The following is a 25,370-nucleotide window of genomic DNA, read 5'->3' as shown; positions in this document are numbered from 1 at the left end:
TTTTTTTTACTTTTTTCGTTGTGGATAAGCATTCCTTTCACCTTTTGTTGTCCCCAAAGGATTGAACCATCCTCCAGCTGCTCGCTAACGCTCCTTTCCCACAAGGGGACTTCCTTCGGTCGAAGGAAGGGGTGTTATCTCCTATTTTTTGATAAACAAAAGCAAATACACCCATTTTGCTTACGGAGGAACAAACTGCCCTATAAAGAAGGCCCGCAAATTGGCAAGCCTTTAGACGAAGACAGAGGCGTAGCTGCACTTACACTTTATTCTTAAAATTTCCCCCTGCGTCGAATGAGCATCCAGCTGGAAAGTTATACTCTCTTAAAGTACAAAAAAAAACCTTGCCGCGTATACATACGGAAGCAAGGCTTAGTCATTAATGAACAGGCTGCATAAGAACGTGCCGCTGTTCCTGTACTCTGTTTTCTGTTAAAACAGCGTCTACAATCCGAAAAGCAGAATACGGACGATAAATACGCCGCAGCGCGTCTCTCATTTGCCGCAGCTTGCTATCATCCTGCAGTAGCTCCTTCGTTTTTAAGAATATATCATCTTCTTCTCGAATGACAACAGCGGCTCCGTTTCTTTCGAAATAGAGCGCATTTTCGTGCTCCTGCCCAGGCACTGGCTTGTATAGCACAACGGGAACCTGCAAGGCTGCTACCTCACTTAATGTAATACCGCCTGGTTTGGTAATGAGGCATGAGGCGATGCGAAATAGCTCGTCTAACTTCTCAACATAACCAAACACCTTGAGTACATCCGGCTTTTTCTTGCTTAGTCCTTCTAGTTCTTCCTGAAGCAGCTTGTTTCTTCCACATACCACAGCTACCTGGAGCTGCGGTACGTTTGTAAATAACTCACACAGCTCCTTTACATTGTCCAATACACCATGTGCCCCGGCTACAATCAACAATGTTTTCTTACTGGAAGATAATCCATACTTGGCATAAAGGGCATCAGAAATCATGGAAACCTCAAAGCTCGGGCGAATTGGAATACCGGTTACCGCAATTCGTCCCGAAGGAACACCGATCTCTGCCATAATCTGTTTCACAGTATCCGTTGCCACAAAATAACGGTCTACATGATGATGAATCCAAATTTTATGGAGACAAAAATCAGTGAGCACGTTATATACAGGAATAGCCATCCCTGTTTGCTTTTTTAATTCAGGGACTGCAATAATAGGAAATGTATTAATCACAACATCAGGCTTTTCAAGCTGCAAAATGGCTTTTAAACGTTTTCTTCCGAAATTGGCATACCACGCTGCAATTTTTTTATCATAAATTTTCTCAACACCATAGTAAAACAAACGATAGAGCTCTTTTCCAATTGTATAGCTTTTTAAATATAAGTACCTCGTAATATCTGTAATCACGGGATGTGACTCAGCGAACAGATCACATACCATAACATTTTGTACTCCTCTTTGCCGAAACGTTTCCTCTAACGTTTTTGCTACTTGCACATGACCATTACCGTAATGTGCCGTTAAAATTAATACCTTGGGGTTGTTGATCAAAACAAATCCACTCCTAGCTTACGGTTCTTAATAGCGCCGCTCCAATGGTATTAAAACGAATTTCCTACATCTTCATACATTCCGGATCTTCCCCCAGCCGGCTGTATACCTGTCGTGGATATGCAACACATCATATAGGACCCCTTCATCCTACTATACTATTTCATCATTATACTTAGCTACAAATGCTTTCGCAACTTGATGTCTATACAAAGCATACTTGCTATCTTACTTCTTAAATTCTTGCTTTAATTCAAAATTCCCTTTATCTTTCTATAATCTCACCCATATATTCCCTTTTCCATTTCTGATGCCTACTAGAATAACCACGATACACCTAAGTATACTCTTTTCTTCTCATTTGCTCTACCTTTTACTAAATATTGCGAGTTTGGATTGTCTTGGCAGCCAGATAAGAAAGGATAAAAAGGGTGCTTCCAAAGACGACACGCTATACATCGACTTTGGGAGCACCCTTTCCTTGTTCATTCCTTAGCTTCGTATAAGGAGTTCCTTCGCACGCTTCACATTTTCCTCCGCAGGCGGCTCTACTCCAGCTAATGGATACTTCAATCCGAGAGCCTCCCACTTATAAACTCCAAGCTGATGGTATGGCAAAATTTCTATCTTTTCCACATTCTCAAGCGTGTTAATAAAGGCTGATAAGCGCATCAAGTCCTCCTCATGATCTGTTATGCCGGGAACGAGTACGTGACGAATCCATACTGGCTTACGAATATCAGATAAATAGCGGGCAAATTCTAAAATGTGTTCATTCGGTTTTCCTGTTAGCTTGCGATGCCTTTTAGAATCAATATGCTTCAGATCCAGCAGAATTAAATCTGTGTATAGCATCAATTCCTTGAGCTTGCACTGAAATTCCTGATCCTCGGAATAGCAGCCCCCTGAAGAATCGATGGTCGTATGGATACCGAGCTGCTTGCACGCCTTAAACAGTTCAATCAAAAAATCAATTTGCAAAAGCGGTTCTCCTCCGCTGACAGTAATGCCGCCTCCCGATGCCTCCATAAATGGAAGATAGCTTTTTGCATCCTCAATGATTTCTTCTACAGTGACTTCCTTCCCCTTTCCAAATTCCCACGTGTCTGGGTTGTGACAATATTGACAGCGCAGCAGACATCCTTGCATAAATACAATATAACGAATACCAGGACCATCTACCGTTCCGTATGATTCTATTGAATGAATATAACCTTTCATCGCTGCTCCTCCCTAAAGAAACAATCTCCCCGTCTCACGCAGGGAGATTGCAAAATATAATCCAGCCTTTCCTCGTTACATGCTTCCGTGCATCGTCCGGTTAATTACATCTATTTGCTGCTCGCGAGTAAGCTTAATAAAGTTTACTGCATAGCCGGATACACGAATCGTCAACTGTGGATATTTCTCTGGATGCTCCATCGCATCAAGCAATGTGTCACGGTTAAATACGTTAATATTTAAGTGATGACCTTCCTTCACTGCATAGCCGTCCAGCATGGATACAAGATTGCGTACCTGTGTTTCCTCTTCCTTACCTAATGCCTTCGGGATGATGGAAAACGTATTGGAAATGCCATCTAATGAATGCTCATATGGCAGCTTTGCAACGGAGAATAATGATGCAAGTGCTCCCTTTGTATCGCGGCCGTGCATCGGATTCGCACCAGGCGCGAATGGTTCACCTGCTCTGCGGCCATCCGGTGTATTTCCTGTTTTCTTACCGTATACAACGTTAGAGGTAATCGTTAAGATAGACATAGTGTGCATAGAATTACGATATGTGCTATGCTTGCGTAATTTTGTCATAAAGCGTTTTACTAAATCTACCGCAATAGAATCTACACGATCATCGTTGTTTCCATATTTCGGGAAATCACCTTCGATTTCAAAATCAACAGCGATGCCATTTTCATCACGAATTGGTGTTACCTTTGCATATTTAATGGCACTTAAGGAATCCGCTACGACAGAGAGCCCTGCAATGCCTGTTGCCATCGTGCGAAGAATTTTTGTATCATGAAGCGCCATCTCAATACGCTCATAGCTATACTTATCGTGCATATAGTGAATTACGTTCAATGTATTAATATACAGTCCTGCAAGCCACTCCATCATGTTATCGAACTTGTGCATAACCTCATCAAAGTCCAGAACCTCTGATGTAATCGGAGCGAATTCCGGTGCAATTTGCACCTTCAGCTTTTCATCCTTGCCGCCGTTAATCGCATATAACAATGTCTTTGCAAGGTTCGCGCGTGCCCCGAAGAATTGCATTTGCTTGCCGATTCTCATGGCGGATACACAGCAGGCAATTCCATAATCATCGCCGTACTCTGGACGCATAATGTCATCGTTTTCGTATTGAATGGCTGATGTTTTAATGGACATCTTCGCACAATAGTTTTTAAAGCCCTCCGGCAATTGTTTAGACCAAAGCACTGTTAAGTTGGGCTCTGGTGCTGGTCCCAGATTATCTAATGTATGCAGAAAACGGAATGAGTTTTTTGTTACAAGCGGACGACCATCAAGTGCAATGCCGCCAATCGATTCTGTTACCCAAGTAGGATCGCCTGAGAATAGTTCATTGTAGTCTGGCGTTCTTGCAAATTTTACAAGGCGGAGCTTCATGACAAAGTGATCAACGAGCTCCTGTGCTTGTTCTTCTGTCAAAGTACCATTTTGCAAATCGCGTTCAATATAGATATCCAAAAATGTAGACGTACGCCCTAAGCTCATTGCTGCGCCGTTTTGCTCCTTAATCGCTGCTAAGTAGGCAAAATATAACCATTGAATAGCTTCTTGCGCATTTGTTGCCGGCTTAGAAATATCATATCCGTACGAAGCCGCCAACTGCTTCAATTCGCCTAAAGCTCGGATTTGTTCGGATAATTCTTCACGAAGACGTATTGTTTCTTCATTCATTACTTTTCCTGTTGTTTGCAGGTCCTTCTTCTTCTCTTGGATGAGGCAGTCTACTCCGTATAGCGCCACGCGGCGATAATCACCGATAATTCGACCACGGCCGTATGCATCTGGAAGACCAGTAATAACCCCGGATTTACGCGCTGCTTTCATTTCATCTGTATACACATCAAATACGCCTTGATTATGCGTTTTACGGAATTCACTAAAGATACGACTTATTTCTTCATCCACCTTAAAGCCGTAGGATTCACACGACTGCTCCGCCATGCGAATGCCGCCAAATGGCTGAAGAGAACGCTTAAACGGTTTATCTGTTTGAAAACCGACTACCGTTTCTAAATCTTTATTTAAATAGCCAGGACCATGGGATGTAATGGTAGATACGATGCTTGTATCCATGTCCAACACACCGCCGTTCTCGCGCTCTTTCTTCGTTAGCTCCATTACCTGCTCCCAAAGCTTTGCTGTTGCAGCTGTCGCATTTTCTAAAAAGCTTTCGTCCCCTTTATAAACGGTTACATTATCTAAAATAAAACTGCGAACATCAATTTCACTTTTCCATTTGTCACCTTTAAACTCTTGCCACGCATTTACTGCTTTTTCAATTGTCTGTGTCATCCAAATTCCCTCCACTTCTAATTAATACAGAGATTTTTTTTGGTTATAACAGTTTACACATACATCATACTATGTTTCTAATTGCTCGGAAGAGTAAGATGTGACACAAATGTGAAGGAATGAGCAAGGAAATGTGAAGGAATGAGCAAGGAAATGTGAACATACGAAATCCCTACGTAATTTTGTTTAAAAACCTCTTTTCCTATGTAATTTTTCTTGCTGCAGCCATAACAGAATCGTATTCTGCAACAGCACCATCGCAAAAACTGTAATACTCAACCTTCAACAACTGTTATAATCATAGGCATAAATTTCCCATCTATATGTACTTATAGCAGCTCTGCCGTCTGAGTAAATATCCTACCAGTCTATGTAGGACAAGCAAATATTCTGTACGAACAGCTTGTCCGTTTGTCTGTTACTTTTTATAAAAAAATCTGACATATGAAATAGAAGACATACGAACAACGATCTCCTCTTGCGATCCATCCGGATTCCGATTCGCTGTACGGATAATCATACCGTCATCGATAACGGAAAGAACTGTACCTTTTACCGTTTCCGTTGCTGTTATCACTTGCACTACTTCTCCCGCACACGTACGCAGTACATCATAAAACATGCTTTACTCCACTTCCCTTCAAGACTCACGGATTGATGAAATGCTTGCAAATGGCAGTATGACAATGGAAGCGGATGATTCCTGCAAGGTCATGTAATCCTCTTTCACCTCAATAATGACTCCTTTTAGAACACCAGCATTTGTTACAACCTCTGCTTCTTGTTGTAAAAACTCCTCCGCAATCATTCGAAAGGATGCACCTGTGCATTCCTTTGAGAAATAGCAGGCAGAATCTCCGGACTTGTCCGATATATACATCTCTTGAATGGCTTGCTTCGTTTGTTGTTGGATATACCGTGCAAACTTTCGGGAAAATAATATATCTTCTATTTTAGGGAGAAGATGTTTCTCCAAAATGAGCTTGATTTGCGTTTCTAGAAAGCGCGCAATCCCGCTCAAAAACTTATTGCCCATACCTGAATAGTCCCTTCTTTACAATCACACAGCTCTAGACAAGCAGACCGCTTTTCCTTTATCAATGTATACAACCGTGAACTTCTTTGTGAGAGGACAAGCGCACATTATTTCAGAAAATGTTGTGTACTTTGATGAATGAGGAAGCGGAACAAGTCTTAATCTAAGGTTGTAGTAAGAAAATCGCAAGCGCCCTGATTAGCCTCGACAGGCAAACAATCCGTGCACAAAGCGTCCGATCTGGGAGAAGTATTTGCTTGCTGGGGGCTGAGTGCTGGAGCTAAACATCAAAAAAGTGGACATAAACCACATAAACATTCAATTTCCTTATTATTTAAGATAAAAAAAGGAGTAGCTATAATATGCGTAAAACAAAAATTGTTTGTACAATCGGTCCTGCAAGTGAAAGCATTGAAATCCTTACACATTTGCTAAAGGCCGGGATGAATGTTGCCCGGCTAAACTTCTCGCATGGCACTCACGAGGAGCACCAATCCCGAATTCAATCGATTCGAGAAGCTGCCAAACAAACAGGAAGCACAGTTGCTATTTTACTGGACATTAAAGGGCCAAAAATCCGTACCCATAATTTCGAAAATGGACAGGCTGAATTAAAGGATGGATCAATAGTAACAATCTCCATGCAAGAGGTGTTAGGAACAGCCAACAAATTCTCTATTACATATGAAGGTTTGTATGATGACGTAGAGGTCGGCTCACGTTTGCTGATCGATGACGGCTTGCTGGAGCTTGAGGTTGTTGAGAAAACAAAGGGTGAATTGCAAGCAAAGGTCATTCATGGAGGAATTATCAAAAATCATAAGGGAGTAAACGTGCCGAATGTCAAAATCCGTCTCCCCGGCGTAACAGAAAAGGATGTACAAGACATTATTTTTGGCATCGGACAAGGTATTGATTATATAGCTGCTTCCTTTGTACGAAAAGCAGAAGATGTTCTGGAGGTTAAGCATATCCTCTCCGGACATAATGCACTGCACATTGGGGTCATTGCGAAAATCGAAAACCAAGAGGGAATTGATAATATTGATTCCATTCTAGAAGCAGCCGATGGCTTAATGGTCGCACGCGGCGATATGGGAATTGAGATTGCAGCAGAAGAAGTCCCAATCATCCAAAAAGCATTGATCAAAAAATGCAATACAGCAGGAAAGCCTGTCATTACTGCAACGCAAATGCTCGACTCAATGCAGCGTAATCCCCGCCCAACACGTGCGGAAGCATCCGATGTCGCCAATGCCGTATTTGACGGAACTGATGCCATTATGCTCTCTGGAGAAACCGCGGCGGGTCAATATCCAGTAGAATCTGTACAAATGATGAACCGTATTGCAAATCGCGTAGAACAATCATTAAATTATCAAGAATTGCAGCAGGAACGAATGATCGAACAGGCAACCACGACAGAAATTATCGGACAAGCTGCCGCCCATACAACTCTTACCCTGCAAGCAAAAGCAATTCTTGCACCAACTGTAAGCGGCTATACAGCGAAAATGATTTCAAAGTACAGGCCGCAGGCGCCGATCATCGCAGTTACATGTAATGAAACAGTGCAGCGGCAGCTCTCCCTCATTTGGGGCGTGCATGCATTATGGTCAGATAGTATCCAGACAACCGATGAGATGATTCAAAACTCAGTTACAGCAGCAAAAAATGCAAATCTGATCGCGAAGCAGGATGTTGTTATTATTACAGCAGGCGTACCGGTCGGAGAGGTCGGGACAACGAACTTAATGAAGATTCATACAGTGGAATGACAGCTTTCTTAATTTATATGTAACAATAAGAAGCCATTTCGAATTTCTCATAAATAAAAAGAGATGAGTGATTACTCATCCCTTTTTATTTTGTATACGTCATACTGTTTTTGCCTTCTTTACATCCAATGGATAATACGGGTTATTCCAAAGCTCAATCCATTTGCGAACAGCTGTCACCATAATGACAACTCCAAGGACGAGCATGATAATAGATAGTACACCATTTAAGACGTTATAGCCTTTAGACGCTGCATTTAAATATACATTTGTGACCATCCAATATCCTGCATAATTGACTGTTACATACAAGTATGCCAACGGAATAAGGCAGGTTAACATATACACTCGCTTATCAGCTATTTTCAAAATAACGGTTGCCCCTATGATTAAACCGATGGATGCCATCAGCTGATTTGATACGCCAAACAATGCCCAGACAGATCCAATATCACCAGAGTACAACAGATATCCCCACATAAAGCATGCCAATGCACTTGCAAAAATAGAGCCCGGCAACCAATCTACCTTTTTCAGCGGTTTATAAAATTCACCAAAGAAGTCCTGAATGATGTAACGTGCTACACGTGTTCCTGCATCAATTGCAGTCAAAATAAATACCGCTTCAAACATAATAACAAATTGGAAGAAATAAGATGCCAATTTTTCAAACCATGGGATGGCAGTGAAAATATACGTCATTCCTACTGCAAGCGTTACTGCACCGCCCGTTCTCCCTTCAAGATTCAGACCGATTTCCTTGCTGAGCTGCGGCAGGTGCTCTACCTGCATGCCCAATGTTTTGAATACCTCCGGCGTAGAGTTAATCGCAAAATAATCTGCTGGCTGTAACGCTGTTGCCGCAATTAAAGCCATAACCCCTACTAATGATTCCACTAGCATCGCACCGAAGCCTACTACTTTAATATCACTCCAGCGATCAAGCATTTTTGGCGTTGTACCTGAGCCTACGAATGCATGGAAACCAGAAATCGCGCCGCAAGCAATAGTGATAGAAATAAACGGCCAAACTGGACCCGCCAAAATAGGTCCCCCGCCATTCACAAATTCTGTTACAGCTGGGAATGGAATTGCTGGATTTACTACGAACACCCCAATGATAAGTGCAATGAATACTCCAATTTTCATAAAGCTGCTTAAATAATCGCGCGGCGCCAATAAGAGCCAAACTGGCAGTGCTGCTGCAAAGAATGCATAAATTGGCAAGATTAATGACAGCGCTTTCTTATCGATTGTTAAAAATTCACCTAATGCTGTATGTTGAATAGAAGGCCCTGCAAATACTGCCGTCATTACAAGAATAAAGCCAACCAAAGAAGCTCCTTTTAGGTTCCCTGTTTTCTTGTAGTACAAGCCAACACCCATTGCAATTGGAATTGTGCTTCCTACTGCGAATGTGCCCCAAGGATTGTTTTCCAATGCATGAAGTACGACCATAGACAGACCAGCCATTGTAATTGTAATGATAAACAGCATTGCCAAGCCTGTACAAAATCCCGCAACAGGGCCGAGTTCATCCTTTGCTACCTCAGATAACGATTTTCCCTCTTTCCGCATGGAAGCAAATAATACAACCGCATCATGAACAGCTCCACCAATTACCGCACCAATTAAAAGCCATAACAACCCCGGCAGATAGCCAAATTGCGCTGCCAAAATCGGACCGACAAGAGGACCAGCCGCTGCAATCGCCGCAAAGTGATGACCAAATGCAACCCATTTATTTGTCGGAACATAATCCTTTCCATCCTGTAAATCATGAGCTGGAGTCGGCTTCGAGTCATCGAGCTTTAAAACCTTTACAGCCATGAACGTACCATATAAACGATAAGCAATCATAAGTACACACATCGAACCAATCACAAATGTAATCGCATTCATTTCTCCTCACCCTTTCCTATATTCTCCACTTCTGTTCTTTATCGTATACTATGAAAATGCTTTCTAGTTATTTTCATGATAAAAAGCAATTTTTAGAAAACGAAATGCAGCAGAAAAGGGATAAAACGCAGCTATAAGCCAAGCGCCTGCTTTAGCTCCTTCACATATGTCCGACTGACCGGCACCTTTGAGCCATCCTTCATAGTTAGATTATAAGTCGAGTGAAACCAAGGCTCCATTTCCACAATATGCTTTAGATTTACCATAAATGCACGGTGAACGCGTATGAATGTATCATGTGGCAGCTTTCTTTCAAGCGTTACAAGCGCATCGCTTACCTTGTGTTGATGCTCCAGCGTCTTGATAACTGTTTTGCCCTCTATAAGACCTATAAAAACAATATGTTCTATCTCTACCAATACAATGCGTTCATCAGTCTCAATAGCCAACTTTCCTGTTCGGCTGCTTCGTGTAGTTTCCTGCACAGCAAATTCTGTTTCACTCGGCTGTTTTATCCTTTTAATCTTCTCAAGTGCTTGTTCGATGCGGCTCTCATCGAATGGCTTTAATATATAATCTATGGCATTTAGATCAAATGCCTGCAGCGCATGAGCGTCATACGCTGTGACAAATATGACAATGGGCGGCTGCTGCAGCTCCTTCAGGCGTCTCGCGGCATCCAACCCGCTCTCTTCTGAAAGCTGAATGTCTAAAAACACAATATCAGGCTGCAAAAGTACAATCTGCTCAAGCGCTTCTTCAGCAGTTTCCGCTTCCCCCACAATTTCTGCTTGCTTTCCGCGGCGAAGCACATACTTCAGCTCCTCACGCGCCAATAGCTCGTCATCTACTATAAATGCTTTAAACATACAAATCCCCTTTACTTCAAAATTCGAAATGATACTTCTGTTCCAGCGCTTTGCTTACTTTCAATGTAAAGTTTCCCCTCTTCCCCATAGAGGCCCTTCAGTCGCGCATGGATATTATACAATGCGGTTCCCGTTCCTTGCTCAGAAAAAACGGCTTCTATTCCCAGCTTTGGCAACCGCTCTGCCGGGATTCCCTCTCCATTATCTGCTACGGATACGTACATATATCGTTCATCTGAGAAAATATGAATGTTTACTTCCCTTTTCCCTTGCACTTTACGAAATGCATGGCGAATTGAGTTTTCCACAAGCGGCTGCAGTGTAAAAGGAGGTATTGGCACCTGCTCTAATCCTGGCTCAATTTGAAACGAAACCGTATACTTATTCGGAAAACGCGCCTGCTCAAGCGAAAGATATGCTTCAACATGCTCTAGCTCCTTTTCAAGTGGAATGAGCATATGCCGTGCTCCTTGCAAGTTGCTTCGAAAATAAACGCTAAGCTTTAACAGCAGCTTTCGTGCCATTTCCGGGTCTACCCGGCAGAGCACCGAAATCGTATTAATCGCATTAAACAGAAAATGCGGGTTCACTTGTGCCTGCAGCGCTTTAATTTCAGCATCCTGCAGAAGCTTTGTTTGCCGCTCCGCTTCTGCCAGCTCAAGCTGTGTTGAGAACAATCTAGCTAGTCCTTCTGCGAGTTCCTGCTCTACCTTATCCAGACGACTCGGATGCTCGAAATATAGCTTCAGCGTACCGACTGTTATATCGTGCACGCGCAATGGAAGAATAACAGCCGCCTGCAGCGAGCAATCGCTCTGAAAGCAATTAATTTCCTCCCTTTTTCTCGCTGTGATGATGACCCCCTTTTCTAATACAGCACGCGTTAGCTCCGTAGCCGGACTATGCAGCGGAGTATGATGATCTGAGGCAGATCCAATATGCGCAAGCACTTGCTGAGTATCTGTAATCGCGACTGCGTCAGCTCCTGTTAGACGATGAATAATGATTGCTGCCTCCCTGCAGGACTGTAGATTCAATCCTTGACGGAAGTATGGGAGCGTTTGATCCGCAATTTGCAGTGCCTTATATGTTTGCAACGCCTTCGTACGCTCCTCCTCTCTTAAAATCGCCTGAATGATAAACATAAACAAGAGATTACCTAAGCCATTAATAAAAATCATTGGTACAGCAATAGTACTCACAAGCTCCCATGCCAAATCACGCGGCTCGGTAATTAACAAAATGATACCCATCTGGAACGCTTCAAGCAACATACCAACAAGTACAGCAAGCCACGGAGAAACTATTCCATTCCTGCTGCAGCGTTTTCCAATCCAGCCAGAAGCCACACCTGCCAATATCGATGATACTGCACAAGCAAAAGCAGTAAATCCGCCTAAAAAATAACGGTGTCCTCCCGCAACAAGTCCTGCTCCCAATCCAACAAGCGGACCTCCGAGTAAGCCGCCGATACCAACTCCCATAACACGCGTATTTGCAATAGCATTTGCCGGCTCCACTCCCATAGACCAGCTTTCATGCACAATTTGATTACCGTGAATCTCAATACCTGTATAGTTACTAATAACCCCGAACAGGCCAAAAATTACAATAAGAATAACTTTTTCCTTAAGTCCATTCTCATTTCGCACAATACGGCGAAATGCCTTCAGCCGTGACAGCAAAAACGCAACAATAATTAAAACACCAACACGTTCGACCATGAGGGGCAATAAGCTAATCATATTTTTCACCCTTCTACTTCCATAAATCTTTTTCTCTATCATACCGCATTGCTATCTAAAAATATCCCTTAGGAAACTTCTGCATTAAACCATCAGCGGCTCCTCTATGTATTATAGAATATTGTACACGCCAGCACTTACATTCTATAAGAAAGAAACTCTTTTTTGTACGACTTTATTGTTTTTTGTGATTCACTCACACAGCCAGCAGTATATAATATTACAAAAGAATGCTACATGTGGCTTATAGAAAAAAACACTCAAACCATCATGTATTTGCAAAGCAGTACAAAATAGCAGGAAACAGAAAGGAGATTAAGATGGGATTTCAAAATCAAAAAATCTTACCAGCTGTACGTCATATAAAGGACTTAGAGAAATTGCTATATAGCACATACGAGTATATTGTTATTTTAGATATACATATCGCACAGCTAAAAAGTATTATGTCACTAACAAGAAAGCATAATAAAAAGGTATTTTTACATATCGACTTAATTCACGGTCTGCAAAATGATGCATATGCCACAGAATATGTTTGTCAGGAATTTGAACCATATGGGATACTATCTACAAAAACAAATGTGATTTTAAAAGCAAAACAAAAAGGGGTTGTTACGATCCAACGAATTTTTCTAATTGATTCCTCCTCGCTTGAAAAAAGCTACGTGCTATTACAGAAAACGATGCCGGACTATATAGAAGTATTGCCTGGGGCACTTACACAAGTCATTGCAGAAGTACATGAACAGACAGGAATCCCTATTATTGCCGGAGGATTTATTCGCACAGCAGATGATATCGAACGGGCTATGCAGGCAGGTGCAGTTGGCATTACCACCTCCAACACAGAATTATGGAGAAAATATGGAGAATTTATAAAAAAATAGTTAAAATGCAATTGACACCGCTTACATCATTGGGTTATATTAAAAGCAAGTTAATATAAGTGACGGAGAAATAAGAGATCCACACCTGTACAGTTCTGCTTTAGGCAGGCTTATGTAGGTGTGGATTTTCTTATTTTTAAAGAATGGCCATTCGTGTACCGTACCTATATGAAGCTTAAAATACTAGATCAATAGGAGGTTTGTTATGTCTGCATTCTGGGGCGAGTTAATTGGTACAATGGTACTTATTACATTTGGTGCGGGCGTATGCGCTGCTGTGACGTTAAAGAAGTCATTTGCACAAAATGCCGGCTGGATGGTTATTACAATGGGATGGGGATTAGCGGTCGCAATTGCAGTGTATGTTTCTGGACCAATCAGCGGTGCTCATTTAAACCCTGCATTAACAATAGCCTTAGCATTTAATGGAAGCTTCCCATGGGAGCAAGTGCCTTCCTACATTGCGGCACAGATGATTGGTGCATTTCTCGGAGCTGGCCTTGTAGTATTGCATTACTTGCCGCATTGGAAAGAAACTGAAGATGCTGATGCAAAACTAGGTGTTTTTGCAACCGGACCAGCCATTCATCATACGTTTGCCAACTTACTTAGTGAAATTATTGGTACATTTATACTTGTGTTTGGTATTCTAGCAATTGGCGCAAACAAATTTACAGACGGTTTAAATCCGTTTATTGTGGGCTTCTTCATCGTAGCAATTGGCTTGTCTTTAGGGGCAACAACAGGATATGCAATTAACCCTGCTCGTGACTTGGGGCCTCGCTTGGCTCATTTCTTCCTTCCGATCGCAGGAAAAGGTGGATCAAACTGGAAATACGCGTGGATTCCAGTAGTTGGTCCTCTACTAGGAGGCTCCCTCGGCGGGATGTTCTACCATTCCGTATTCGAAGGAAAAGAATCTCCTGCATTCATCTATGTAGGAATTGTAACTGCTATTATTTTATTATTATCATATACATTGGGAACAAAATCAGATAAAAAGACTATGAAAAAAGCAGCTGCTTAAAGGAGGATGTATTATGGAAAAATATATTCTGTCATTAGACCAAGGAACAACCAGTTCTCGTGCAATCTTGTTCAATAAAAATGGAGAAATTGTACATTCAGCGCAAAAGGAATTTACGCAATACTTCCCAAATCCAGGCTGGGTAGAGCATAATGCAAATGAAATTTGGGGATCCATTTTGGCCGTTATTGCTTCTTGTTTAAGTGAAGCGAATGTAAAAGCAGAGCAGATTGCCGGCATCGGGATTACAAATCAACGTGAAACAGCTGTTGTATGGGAAAAAGAAACAGGAAATCCGGTTTATAACGCAATTGTATGGCAATCCCGTCAAACAGCAGAAATTTGCGAAGAGTTAAAGGCACAAGGCTACGATGAAATAGTACGATCTAAAACAGGATTACTAATCGATGCATACTTCTCGGGAACAAAGGTAAAATGGATTCTTGATCATGTAGAAGGCGCACGTGAGAAAGCAGAGCGCGGTGAATTGCTATTTGGAACGATTGATACGTGGCTAACATGGAAATTGTCCGGAGGCAAAGCTCACGTAACGGACTATTCTAATGCATCCCGGACGCTTATGTACAACATTCATGAATTGAAATGGGACGATGAGTTATTAGAAATTCTAACAGTTCCAAAGAGCATGCTGCCAGAGGTTCGTCAGTCCTCTGAAGTGTACGCTCATACAGTGGATTATCACTTCTTCGGTCAAAATATTCCAATTTCCGGAATTGCTGGTGATCAACATGCTGCAATGTTTGGGCAAGCGTGCTTTAGTGAGGGAATGGTAAAAAATACGTACGGTACAGGATGCTTTATGCTCATGAACACAGGCGAAAAAGCAGTAGCTTCTAAGCATGGACTGTTAACAACAATTGCATGGGGGTTAAACGGAAAAATCCAATATGCATTAGAAGGAAGTATTTTCGTGGCAGGCTCTGCTATTCAATGGCTGCGTGATGGACTTCGCATGTTTGCAGATGCCAAGGAAAGTGAGATCTATGCATCCCGTGTAGATTCAACAGAAGGTGTCTATTTCGTTCCAGCATTTGTTGGACTAGGAACACCATATTGGGATAGCGACGTGCGCGGTGCCGTGTTTGGTATGACTCGTGGTACAACGAAAGAACATTTTATTCGTGCAACTCTAGAATCACTCGCATATCAAACAAAAGATGTACTTGGTGCGATGGAAGCAGACTCCGGAATTGAATTAAAAACGTTACGTGTAGACGGAGGAGCTGTAAAAAACAATTTCTTAATGCAATTCCAAAGCGATATATTAGGAGTATCTGTAGAGCGGCCGGTTGTAAATGAAACAACGGCACTTGGTGCAGCATATTTAGCTGGTTTAGCAGTAGGCTATTGGAGCAGCCAAGAGGAATTGGCTGCGCAGTGGAACCGCGATCATTGTTTTGAGCCTCATATGGAAAAAGAGTACAGCGAACAATTGTATGCAGGCTGGAAAAAAGCAATTTTCGCAACAAAGGCTTTCAAATAAATGTAAATTGTAGTATTATATAGATAAGTTAATAATTTGGCAGGAGATTTAGAGAGACCACAACTCGTTATGATATATTTTCATAGCGCTGTTTGTGGTCTCTCTTTTTTTTATCAACAAAGGAGGCGTACACATGTTTTCAAGTAAACAAAGAAAAAACGTATTTGCACAGGTCCACAAGCAGCACGTTGACGTTATTATTGTAGGCGGAGGAATTACAGGCTGCGGTATTGCGCTGGATGCAGTAACGCGCGGATTATCAACAGTAGTATTTGAAATGCAGGATTTTGCAGCAGGTACATCAAGCCGCTCTACAAAGCTAGTGCATGGGGGGCTTCGCTACTTAAAACAATTTGAAGTCAAAATGGTAGCAGAGGTTGGAAAAGAGCGGGCTATTGTATATGAAAACGGGCCGCATGTGACAAAGCCTGAATGGATGCTTCTTCCTCTTCATGAAGGAGGCACATTTGGGAAGTTTTCTACGTCCATTGGATTAAGAGTATACGACTTTTTAGCAGGTGTAAAAAAAGGCGAGCGCCGCTCTATGCTAACAAGGGAGAAAACGATCCAGAAAGAGCCTCTGTTAAAGCGAGAAGGGTTAAAGGGCGGAGGGTATTATGTAGAATATCGTACAGATGATGCCCGATTAACAATTGAGGTACTAAAAGAAGCCGTTACACGTGGAGCGAAGGCTATAAACTATGCAAAGGTACAAGAATTTCTATACAATAAAGGGAAAATTTGCGGCGTAAAAGTAACAGACGTTCTTGATGGAGCTGTTTACGAGGTATATGCGAAAAAGATTGTAAATGCAGCGGGTCCATGGGTAGATCAGCTGCGTGAAAAAGATAACTCAAAAAAGGGAAAACAGCTTCAATTATCAAAAGGCGTACACCTTGTTATAGATCAAAGCCGCTTCCCGCTCAAGCAAGCTGTTTACTTTGATACACCGGACGGACGTATGGTATTTGCAATTCCCCGAGATGGAAAAACATATGTGGGTACAACAGATACCTTCTATAAGGATGACGCAGCAACACCAAAAATGACAGCAGCAGACCGAAAATATATTCTTGATGCCATTCATTACATGTTCCCGGGAGTGCGCATTTCTGAAAAAGATATTGAATCAAGCTGGGCTGGTGTACGTCCGCTCATTTATGAAGAAGGAAAGAATGCATCGGAAATTTCTCGTAAGGATGAAATTTGGCAATCTGACAGCGGCCTCATTACGATTGCAGGCGGCAAGCTGACAGGCTACCGAAAAATGGCGGAAATGGTAGTGGACCGTATTGCAGATTTGTTAAAGCAAGAAGGGCACCCTTCTATCCCAGCCTCTCAGACAAAAAATATGCCAATCTCAGGAGGACATGTAGGGGGCTCCAGCCGTCTCTCTTCCTTTATTGAGAAAAAGGCCAAAGAAGGAAAGAATTATGGCTTAACTGAACAAGAAGCACGGAAATTTGCTGAATTTTACGGCTCTAATGTCGATGTTCTTTTCTCTCTTGCACAGCAGCATAAAGAAGAGGCCATTCGTTTAAATATGCCAGTAACAGTACTTTTGCCGCTTATTTACGCAATGGAGTATGAAATGGCAGCCACGCCTGTAGACTTCTTCATCCGCCGTACCGGAGCGTTATTTTTCCGAATCGATTGGGTGCGTATGTGGAAGGAGCCTGTTATCGACTATATGGCAAAACGTTTAAACTGGAGTACACAGGAAAAACAGCGCTTTGTGCAACAGCTGGAAAAAGAACTGCATGACGCGGTAGTCCCAGTCGATGAAACAAATAAAAATTCACTTGGAGCATAAGGCCAGCCCTTGTGTGCGGAAGAATACCCTCCCGCACACAAGGCTTTTTTGCCTTTTGTGCAGGAGATTATTCTAAAGACAGGAGAAAGCCGAAGGGGACTCTCCTTCGGTATCTTGTTTTAGTGCTTGAAATAAAGCTGCAGCATTCTGCAGTATGTTCTTTAGATATCACATTTATATAAAGGATTATCCACCTTTACATAGCTATACGATTTCTCCCCTTCTCTTAGTCGCATCGTAAGCAATGCTTTATAGTCAACTGTCTGGGCAAAAAAAGCGCCGCGATCCTGCTGGGCGGATGTACCGTACTCCTCCTCTAAGCTTCGGAACAGATATTCACAAATCCGCCTTACCTCTGCCCAAAACATCTCCTCTGAAAGATTGAGATGCTTGCAAAGCAGATACACAATTTCCCCCAAATGATTTTGTATGACTGTATAAAAGACTTTATTTTGCATCTCATTTAACGATGAGGTGAGAATGAGCGACCCTGGGGAAAAGCTTGCAGATAAACCAGCTTGCTCTAAGCGCGGCTTGTATATTCTTACTCCTCCCCAATCTCGAAACAGCATACGTACAATGCGGCCATCTCGAAAAACAGGAATACTATTTTGCAGATGTCCCTCCAGACCAATTCCGTATTTCACCATAAGCGTTAAAAATCCTTCTAAAGCCAGCGAGGCATACTCTGTGAACCATTGGAACGCAGCTTGCTCAAGCGATTTGCTTCCAATCGTCTTTTTGTAATGATGAACGAGCTCAAGTAAAATCGGTTGATCGCTCACAAGCGATTCACTGTAAAGTGCTGTACCTGTTATGGCCAGCTCTTGTTCCTCTGCTGTAATCTGCTCCCGTAAAACAAATGACAAATTCCGCTTCTTTTCTTCATCGCGGGACCGAAAACTGCCTCCCCCCCATTCATATACAGGAAAGAAGCTGGAGCCTAGCTGCTGTTCCCTCTCCATCACAGTCTGCAGCAACCCTGTAAATACAGCGGCATTATTTGCAGTTTGCGGAGAAATGGAGCGAATCGTAGATGTCATTTGAGCGCGCAAAGCTGTTTTTACAACCAAACTCCCTGCTTGTAGTGTCCGAAATGATGATAGAGCAAAGCTAATAGCTTCATAGTCTTTTAAAATGACGATCACGCCATTCTCCAGTTCATCCTGATACACACTGGGAATTATATACTGCATTTGCCAAGGATGAATAGGAACCGGCACATAATCGACCGGGGACAGATTCCTGTAACTGAGTTCCCTCTCCATCGCTTGTTTCAGTTCTGGAAATACCGTAAACAGTTCCCTTCCCTCTGCAATTCGCTGCTCTATCCATCCCCGATGCACAGCAAGAAAGCGGAGCAGCACAGCATTTTCAAACTCCGGAGCGTACTGCATTACCTCACAAGCCCCCATTCCCATTCTTGTTTTGGCACATGGATGAAGATTATGACCAAGCACAGAGAACTGTTCAAACAATAATTCCGCATCAAACGAAGGATTTTGTTGTTTTTGGCGCAGCGCATACTGAATGGTACTTTCACCTTCGATTGCGGACATGAATTTTCGATACTTCCAATGTGCTAAGGAAAGAGCTAGGTTGGCACTGCTGTTTTCCAATTCAAGAAGCAGTGCACTCCAGCGAGGGTCAGATGGAAAAAGACGAATCAGCTCCGAAACAGATGTATATCTATACAGTTTCTCTGCTTTTAGATGAAAAACTGCTTCCCCGCCCTCCATTCTCTGAAATGCGTACATCTGCCGAACAGGAATAAAAAGAAGCTCGCCGCCCTCTAATGTATACACCCTATACGAACCATCTTTCAGCAAAGGAACAGATTTTCGCGGAGAAACATTATGTAAATCGTACGATGTTGAATAGATCCCCGCTATATCCTCTCTCATGAGCGACATAACAAAGCGCTGCAGCGTAGCTGTTCTTGCTTCCGGTATACTATTTGTATAGTGCGAAAGCAAATGCGGTGCTTGTGTCTCCAGCATAGAAACAACATCTTGTTCTTCCTGCGTAAGCATAAGCTCCTGAATCATAGCCCTGCCTCCGCCAACGGATTTCGTACCTTCGCAAATGTATAGTCCGTTACATCTCCCTTAAGACGCATGCTCGTCATCGCTTTTAAATCCATATAAGGAGCAAACAATGCTGCCTCATCCTCCTCGGCATACGCCCTAGTTATGGTATCTTTCTTTAAAAGAGAAAACACCCTCCGGCAGACAGCAGCAACCGGCCTCCAGAGCTGCTCCTCTGATAAGTCGAAATACCGGACGAGACATGCGATCAGTTCGCCAAAATGATTTTGAAAAACAGGATAAAATGTTTTGTTCCATAAATCCTCCCCGTTTTTCGCCCGAATTGCAGATCCTGCGTAAAGAGACACATTCATCCCCTGCTGTTTTAAACGCTCTTCTAATATACGAACACCGCCGAAGTCACGAATAAACAGACGAGAAGGCTCTCCCTTATTCAATACAATAATGCTGTTTTGCAGATGTCCCTCCATACTAATTCCATACTTGGTCATCAGCGTTAGCATAGGAGGGATACAGATTCCTGCATATGCATCTAGAAAAGCTGCAACTGTCTCTTTAACCTGCCCTTTACTCGCAAAGTGCTCAATCACCTCTGCAACAACAGGTTTGTTTTGAAACGGTGACTGCGCGATTAATGCGGCACACGGCATCATCACTTCCCCATGCTTAATAAACTGCTCTGGATTTTCGCGTAAAATCGCTGCTGCATTTTTGCGGAGAAGCATCCGTTGCTCCTCTGACAGCTCCTTATCATGCGGATTATAGTAAATACCCGCCTGTTCTTCTAAAATACGAAACTGATTTTGAAAGTATTGTTCCTTATGCTGAATACCGCGCAGCAAACGAGATACAACCGGACCATTTTCAACTGAATTTGGAGAAACCGTCCGTACCGCGCCCGTTGTCTGTACATTTACAGCTGTTTTAATATGATGCTTGCTATTGGTACGCCGACCAAGAGGAGCTAATGAGCGAAATGACATAAGAGCAGCGGTCGGTATCACACTATCACGCAGCAAAATCAAATCCTTTCGCTCTAGAGCCTTCTCATGCAGCACAGGGATCGTATGCTCCCATTGCCATGGATGAAGCGGAATGATCTCATATGCATCCGCATTTTCCCCAATTTCATTTCTCACACGTTCCTCCAAGCCTTCATATTCCTCATACAAAAAAGATGTAATGCTTTTCCCGTCTGTACATACGGAAACAGCACACTCCCTTCGAGCTGCAGCCAGCTTAACATGAGGCTGTGCTGCAAATTCCGGAGAATAGCGAACAACATCATCCTTGTTCATGCCCATCTTAATTTTTGCCCCAGGATGAAGCGGGTGCCCTTCAATTACCCATTGCTCATAAAAAATAAGAGAACTAAAACAGTCATTCCTCTTCAGTTCATCCTCCACCCATTGAATCGATGTTTGATGAAGGAATTGGCGCCGCTCTTTGGCGGCATCAAGGGCTAGTATATAATTTTCCTCGCTGTTTCTCAGCTCTTCTCGAAATCGCTCGTATTGCTTTGTATGTGCAATCCAACCTTCCTCCCTTATCAAATCAAGCAATTCTTCAGAACTCTGTATAGTCCTCTGGTGTTCACCCTCTATCATATGTATATCGCCCATATCAAATCTTCCAAATGAGAGGACTCTCTGAATGCTTGCCTGCAAGGAACGGTTTCCAGAAAGCTGTATGTATAATAAAGGCGGCTCTAATGTAACGTACTGCGATGGAATAAGCTGCTCGCGTACAAGCGCCTGCAGCAATCGGTGCAATATCATAATCTCACTCTCCCCTTCACATTAAGCATATCATATGCCTAATGTGAAGGAAATTAAACCTCTTGCACAGAGCAAGAGGTTCTTTTGTTTAGCCTTTTCTTAAGCTGTTTTTATATGCTTCCGTTATAACCGGAAGCTCTTCTTCTTCTACCGTATGCTCATTGATCTCCTTATGGATGATCGCATTCTCCGGCAGCGTTGGCTCGTGTCCTTTTTTCTTATGATGAAATGCTTTGCCTCTGCCCATTCTATTTCCCTCCTTTGTCGATTTTAGTATGAGAAAAAATGATGAGAACTATAACATAAGAGAAATTTGTTGTATTTCCGCGGAAATAGTTATTTGTATCGACATCTTCATACAAAATTAGGAAACGTACATTTTACGAAGTACCTCCAATAAAATGAAGTACAAAAAGGAAGGCCCAAATGAAGCCTTCCTGCATCAATCTATTTAGTTTGCATGAAACTTTTCCTTCGCCGCGCGCATTTTTACATTCAACTCATGCTCAAGTGCTGCATGCGCACCATTCATTTCTTCTTGGAACTCCTGTAAAAATGCCGCAAGCTCCTTTTCCTTTTCCTGGCGCTGCGCTGGAGGCAGATTAGAAATCAGCGTTAGCATATCCGGTAGGTCCTTTGCCAAAAACACTTCAAACTTATGCTGCTGCTCATACATACGGCGCTCCTTATAATACGGGATGCTGCGCAGGGCAGAAGCAGCAATATCTGTAATAGCTTCCTGTAATACAGGATTTACCGCTTTTTTATAATGCTCAATATGCTGCAGCGCCTGTCCATATTCCTCGTAAAAATATAGCTTATAAAATGAAAGGCTGGATTTTCTCAATGGATTTCGATACTCCTCTTCCATATACCGCCTCACCGCAGCTCTTGCATCATCCAGCTCCTGCTGCGAAAACTTTTTCTTTTGCTTTACCGCTGCGTGCAGCTTTTTTTGCTCCTGCTTGGTCAATGAAGCCAGAATCCGCTCTCTTGTACTATTATCAGCTGCGCAAAATAAAACATGTAAAGCGGCTGGTTCGCGAGCTGCCTCATTACGAAGCCATTGGTATAAAAATGGGTGCTGAGAAAATTCCTGCAGAAAGGAAATGGACTGGCCTGAGAGACGCATTAACGAGTCTGTTGCCCGTTTATACGGTTCTTTCCATGATATAAACAGCCTTCTCCCGATAAAAAACACGAACGCTGCGGCACTCAATCCAAAAAGCAAAAGACCGCCCAATACAACTAAAATAAAAGACAAAAAGCTCATTACAGTCCCCTCTCTATTTCGTTGTATGATGAATTAGCTTCTTTTTCATCTCATCATTAAAAGAGTCAAGCTCTCTCACAAAATTACGGCTTGATTGAATAATACGCTCCGACGATTCCTCGGACGCCTGAATCGCAGCGAACACATTTTGGAACGATTCACGCAGCTTATCCATTCCAATGGCTGGATTTTCAAGCAGACGCGTCGTCTCCTCAGTATTCTGTTTTAACGCACGGGAGTTGCTGAGAATCATTGTCTCAATTGCTTCATTTGTCGCGTTCACCGCATCAATCGTTTTGCGCTGATTGTTCAGCGCTAACTGAATAGAAGCAGAAACCGTTACGACGTTTTGTGTCATTGTAATCGCGTTTCGAATCGCCTCTAGCAGCTTTTCATTATTTTTCTTAATAATATCAATTGAAGCAATCGACTGCAGCAAAATGCTCTTAGCCTGCTGCATATTGCGGGTGCGAACAAGAATTTTCTCAAGCGCATCGTTAATAAGCGGCTTATCCCTCTGGCGCTCAGGCTTTTGCCGCTCATCCTCAAGCATATCGGACAATCTTCTGCCAAGATACACTTGTCTATCAAGCGCTTGAATTTTTTGCATTGATTGCTCTTTTAGCATTCCAAGGCTGACGCTATCCTCCTGCAAATTATCACGCCCAACGAGCAGCGCCTTAATAATTTCTTCAATTTGCTTATCAATAGATTGGTATTTGTGCACGTACGTTTCTAACGGATTTTTACGAAGCATTTTATACATCATACGCTTCACTCCAGATGCTTCCAAGGCATTCGGATTTAACTCTGAGACAGTCTGGCGGAGGGACAGCAGCGTTTTTGGAATTTCATCGTGCTTTCCTCCCATCATTGCGGCAACCGGACGCTTTAAAGCAGAGAGTGTTTCTCCTGCCTCGCGCTGCTCCTTATCTCCAAGCGCAGAAAGCTGAGCCAGCACATGTGAAAGATCTGCATGATTCTCACCGCTTAGCTTTTGCACATACATATCCGCTTCCTTATTCAATTGAACAAGCTCGTCCTCGCGAATAATAACATCCGCCATTGTCTCTAATTCACCCTCTGTTGATGGAGACAGGAGCTCTTTTCTTTGTAAGTTGTCCAACATAATCCCTCCTTCATTAGTTCTTTAAGAAGAAATTCACCTATCACCATTTTAAACCAAAAAGATCGTATTTAATATTTTTTCATGTAAAGATGTAACAAATTAGGTCTTAAGTCTTAGAAAAACCTTATCCTCTTAACCCCTGAAGCGATTGAATGAAATAATTTTTGGGAAATATGTGACCATATCATATAAGTACTATCAGTGGTTTTTTTGCTGTAGACAAACGTTGAATGGCTGCTCAGCTAGAAGCTTATTCTTGTTACAAGATAAAATAAAAAGGCACCCATAAAAACGGATGCCCCACTACCATAACATAGGCTTCGTAACCATAAACCAAAGCATCATCATCAATAAAATGATGTAAATCCACACGGAGCGATTGAGCTTTTGTACCAACGCCTCTTTATCCTCTCCCGGCTCTCCGAATTTACGAATGGTCGGAGAGAATGCACGCGCCAGAAAAAATAAAGAAGCCAATAAAATGAGCACGGTCATCACAATCCAAGGGGTTGACCATGACCAGGACCCTGTCACCGCTAGTAGAATGCCTGAAACAACCAATACATGCCCGGCATGCTTAGCCAAATACACAGCAGATCGAAACGTATCAAGATAAGCTTGTTCCGTTTGTTCATCCGCATGGCGCAGCTTTTTGATCGTAGAAAACAAAACAAAGAACGGGCCAATTGATAAAATGGCGCTGGCTATATGTATATACAGAAAGAAATGATACAGCATGCGTTTACATTATACCGCGCGGAACTCATGCACCCAAACTCTCATATGAGGCAGCCATGGCATGCCCGGGTGGATAGACAAAATAGATTGCTTATATGCTTCTACATTTTCAAAGCCCTCCTGCTGAGCATGCTCGTCTGTTAATTCCCCAAGTGTTTGCGTATATACACGCTCTACAACAAACTGTTTCCCCTCTAGCGTCATAATTTCCCCAACATCTGCATATCTACCGTTGCGGCGCGTTGCTGTCTTTTGTCCGGCAATCACCTTCGCAACATCCGCCGGGAGTGTAACAAGACGATCGATCGTACATGTTTTTGGCGGTAACGCCTGGTTGTCTTGATGTGTTGTCATTTCAACATTCCTCCTCATAAATTGATACACCCAAACCTTACCATACTTTATTCTCAAATTGTATCATTAACTAAAATAGCATCCCTGAAAAGTTCTGGAACAATAGATGGGTTCAGCAGCTGTCCAGCAGGGACGCCGGATAGGAGCCTCCCCCATGTGAAACGGAATGATCTACGAACTACTGCCATTTGAACTGCCAGAGAAAGAGATGCCAGGTCCACTCGGACTATCTGGATAACCTGATGGATTCTTGTAAACTCAGGTACAGTCTAGCATAAATTTATACAAAAATAGGCACCGTTTCTTTATCAAGGAAGCTGCTAACAAGGTCCGTCAAAAGACATGAGACTAGATAAATACAAAAAGGCTGTCAAAAAGGATTTCCCTCCCCTTTGACAGCCCTTGTAAT

The 25,370-nt window shown here is 42.6% G+C and carries 19 protein-coding genes and 1 pseudogene; 5 read left to right on the top strand and 15 right to left on the bottom strand.

From position 1 onward, the window contains the following. Positions 1–379: 379 nt before the first annotated feature. From AC6HZ4_RS02880 to AC6HZ4_RS02860, 5 genes are all read right to left on the bottom strand, one after another. A complete protein-coding gene (locus AC6HZ4_RS02880) occupies positions 380–1,531 on the bottom strand; it encodes a diglucosyl diacylglycerol synthase (RefSeq protein ID WP_497493573.1) in 1,152 nt (383 codons plus the stop codon). Between the two features lie 492 nt (positions 1,532–2,023). Then, on the bottom strand, positions 2,024–2,752 hold the full coding sequence (pflA, locus tag AC6HZ4_RS02875; RefSeq protein ID WP_497493572.1) for a pyruvate formate-lyase-activating protein: 729 nt from the start codon (positions 2,750–2,752) through the stop codon (positions 2,024–2,026). A gap of 75 nt (positions 2,753–2,827) precedes the next feature. Then, positions 2,828–5,077 (bottom strand): formate C-acetyltransferase, encoded by a 2,250-nt coding sequence (gene pflB, locus AC6HZ4_RS02870; protein ID WP_497493570.1) that lies wholly within the window; start codon positions 5,075–5,077, stop codon positions 2,828–2,830. Positions 5,078–5,495: 418 nt separating this feature from the next. Beyond that, on the bottom strand, positions 5,496–5,699 hold the full coding sequence (locus tag AC6HZ4_RS02865) for a hypothetical protein (RefSeq protein ID WP_497493568.1): 204 nt from the start codon (positions 5,697–5,699) through the stop codon (positions 5,496–5,498). Positions 5,700–5,717: 18 nt separating this feature from the next. Continuing rightward, positions 5,718–6,113 (bottom strand): DUF2642 domain-containing protein, encoded by a 396-nt coding sequence (locus tag AC6HZ4_RS02860; RefSeq protein ID WP_497493567.1) that lies wholly within the window; start codon positions 6,111–6,113, stop codon positions 5,718–5,720. Positions 6,114–6,475: 362 nt separating this feature from the next. Between AC6HZ4_RS02860 and pyk the strand changes: the two are divergent. Beyond that, positions 6,476–7,885: pseudogene (gene pyk, locus AC6HZ4_RS02855) on the top strand (pyruvate kinase); the annotation flags it as partial. Positions 7,886–7,990: 105 nt separating this feature from the next. Here the strand turns inward: pyk and cstA are convergent. The 3 genes from cstA to AC6HZ4_RS02840 form a co-directional block, all read right to left on the bottom strand. Next, on the bottom strand, positions 7,991–9,793 hold the full coding sequence (gene cstA, locus AC6HZ4_RS02850; RefSeq protein WP_497493565.1) for a carbon starvation protein CstA: 1,803 nt from the start codon (positions 9,791–9,793) through the stop codon (positions 7,991–7,993). Between the two features lie 131 nt (positions 9,794–9,924). Then, positions 9,925–10,662 carry a LytR/AlgR family response regulator transcription factor gene (locus AC6HZ4_RS02845; protein WP_497493564.1) on the bottom strand — a complete coding sequence of 246 codons (738 nt, stop codon included), beginning with the start codon at positions 10,660–10,662 and terminating at the stop codon, positions 9,925–9,927. Positions 10,663–10,673: 11 nt separating this feature from the next. Continuing rightward, positions 10,674–12,407 (bottom strand): LytS/YhcK type 5TM receptor domain-containing protein, encoded by a 1,734-nt coding sequence (locus AC6HZ4_RS02840; RefSeq protein ID WP_497493562.1) that lies wholly within the window; start codon positions 12,405–12,407, stop codon positions 10,674–10,676. Positions 12,408–12,727: 320 nt separating this feature from the next. Between AC6HZ4_RS02840 and AC6HZ4_RS02835 the strand changes: the two genes are divergently transcribed. The 4 genes from AC6HZ4_RS02835 to AC6HZ4_RS02820 all read left to right on the top strand — a co-directional run bounded on the left by AC6HZ4_RS02835 (position 12,728) and on the right by AC6HZ4_RS02820 (position 17,641). Next, on the top strand, positions 12,728–13,297 hold the full coding sequence (locus AC6HZ4_RS02835) for a glycerol-3-phosphate responsive antiterminator (RefSeq protein WP_497493560.1): 570 nt from the start codon (positions 12,728–12,730) through the stop codon (positions 13,295–13,297). Positions 13,298–13,502: 205 nt separating this feature from the next. Beyond that, positions 13,503–14,324 (top strand): MIP/aquaporin family protein, encoded by an 822-nt coding sequence (locus AC6HZ4_RS02830; protein WP_497493559.1) that lies wholly within the window; start codon positions 13,503–13,505, stop codon positions 14,322–14,324. Between the two features lie 13 nt (positions 14,325–14,337). Then, a complete protein-coding gene (gene glpK, locus AC6HZ4_RS02825) occupies positions 14,338–15,828 on the top strand; it encodes a glycerol kinase GlpK (protein ID WP_497493557.1) in 1,491 nt (496 codons plus the stop codon). Positions 15,829–15,961: 133 nt separating this feature from the next. Next, positions 15,962–17,641 carry a glycerol-3-phosphate dehydrogenase/oxidase gene (locus tag AC6HZ4_RS02820; protein WP_497493555.1) on the top strand — a complete coding sequence of 560 codons (1,680 nt, stop codon included), beginning with the start codon at positions 15,962–15,964 and terminating at the stop codon, positions 17,639–17,641. 161 nt (positions 17,642–17,802) lie between these two features. On the opposite strand, the gene AC6HZ4_RS02815 is transcribed toward AC6HZ4_RS02820, so the two are convergent. The 7 genes from AC6HZ4_RS02815 to AC6HZ4_RS02785 form a co-directional block, all read right to left on the bottom strand. After that, positions 17,803–19,689 (bottom strand): IucA/IucC family protein, encoded by a 1,887-nt coding sequence (locus AC6HZ4_RS02815; protein WP_497493553.1) that lies wholly within the window; start codon positions 19,687–19,689, stop codon positions 17,803–17,805. Continuing rightward, positions 19,686–21,467 (bottom strand): IucA/IucC family protein, encoded by a 1,782-nt coding sequence (locus AC6HZ4_RS02810; RefSeq protein WP_497493551.1) that lies wholly within the window; start codon positions 21,465–21,467, stop codon positions 19,686–19,688. Before AC6HZ4_RS02810 ends, AC6HZ4_RS02815 begins: the two co-directional genes overlap by 4 nt. 88 nt (positions 21,468–21,555) lie before the next feature. Further along, on the bottom strand, positions 21,556–21,714 hold the full coding sequence (locus AC6HZ4_RS02805) for a hypothetical protein (RefSeq protein ID WP_497493550.1): 159 nt from the start codon (positions 21,712–21,714) through the stop codon (positions 21,556–21,558). Between the two features lie 204 nt (positions 21,715–21,918). Continuing rightward, complete coding sequence (locus tag AC6HZ4_RS02800) at positions 21,919–22,740, bottom strand: DUF3974 domain-containing protein (protein WP_497493549.1); 822 nt, start codon at positions 22,738–22,740, stop codon at positions 21,919–21,921. 13 nt (positions 22,741–22,753) lie between these two features. After that, positions 22,754–23,806, bottom strand: coding sequence for a toxic anion resistance protein (locus AC6HZ4_RS02795; RefSeq protein WP_497495579.1), 1,053 nt, complete (start codon positions 23,804–23,806; stop codon positions 22,754–22,756). 366 nt (positions 23,807–24,172) lie between these two features. Further along, positions 24,173–24,607, bottom strand: coding sequence for a hypothetical protein (locus tag AC6HZ4_RS02790; protein ID WP_497493547.1), 435 nt, complete (start codon positions 24,605–24,607; stop codon positions 24,173–24,175). A 9-nt stretch (positions 24,608–24,616) separates the two neighbouring features. Then, positions 24,617–24,961, bottom strand: a complete 345-nt coding sequence (locus AC6HZ4_RS02785) for an ASCH domain-containing protein (RefSeq protein ID WP_497493546.1) — start codon at positions 24,959–24,961, stop codon at positions 24,617–24,619. Positions 24,962–25,370 lie beyond the last annotated feature (409 nt).

Source organism: Ectobacillus sp. OTK (assembly GCF_059698935.1).
The sequence above is the reverse complement of the archived record's forward strand: the minus strand, read 5'-3'. Positions and strand labels throughout refer to the sequence as shown.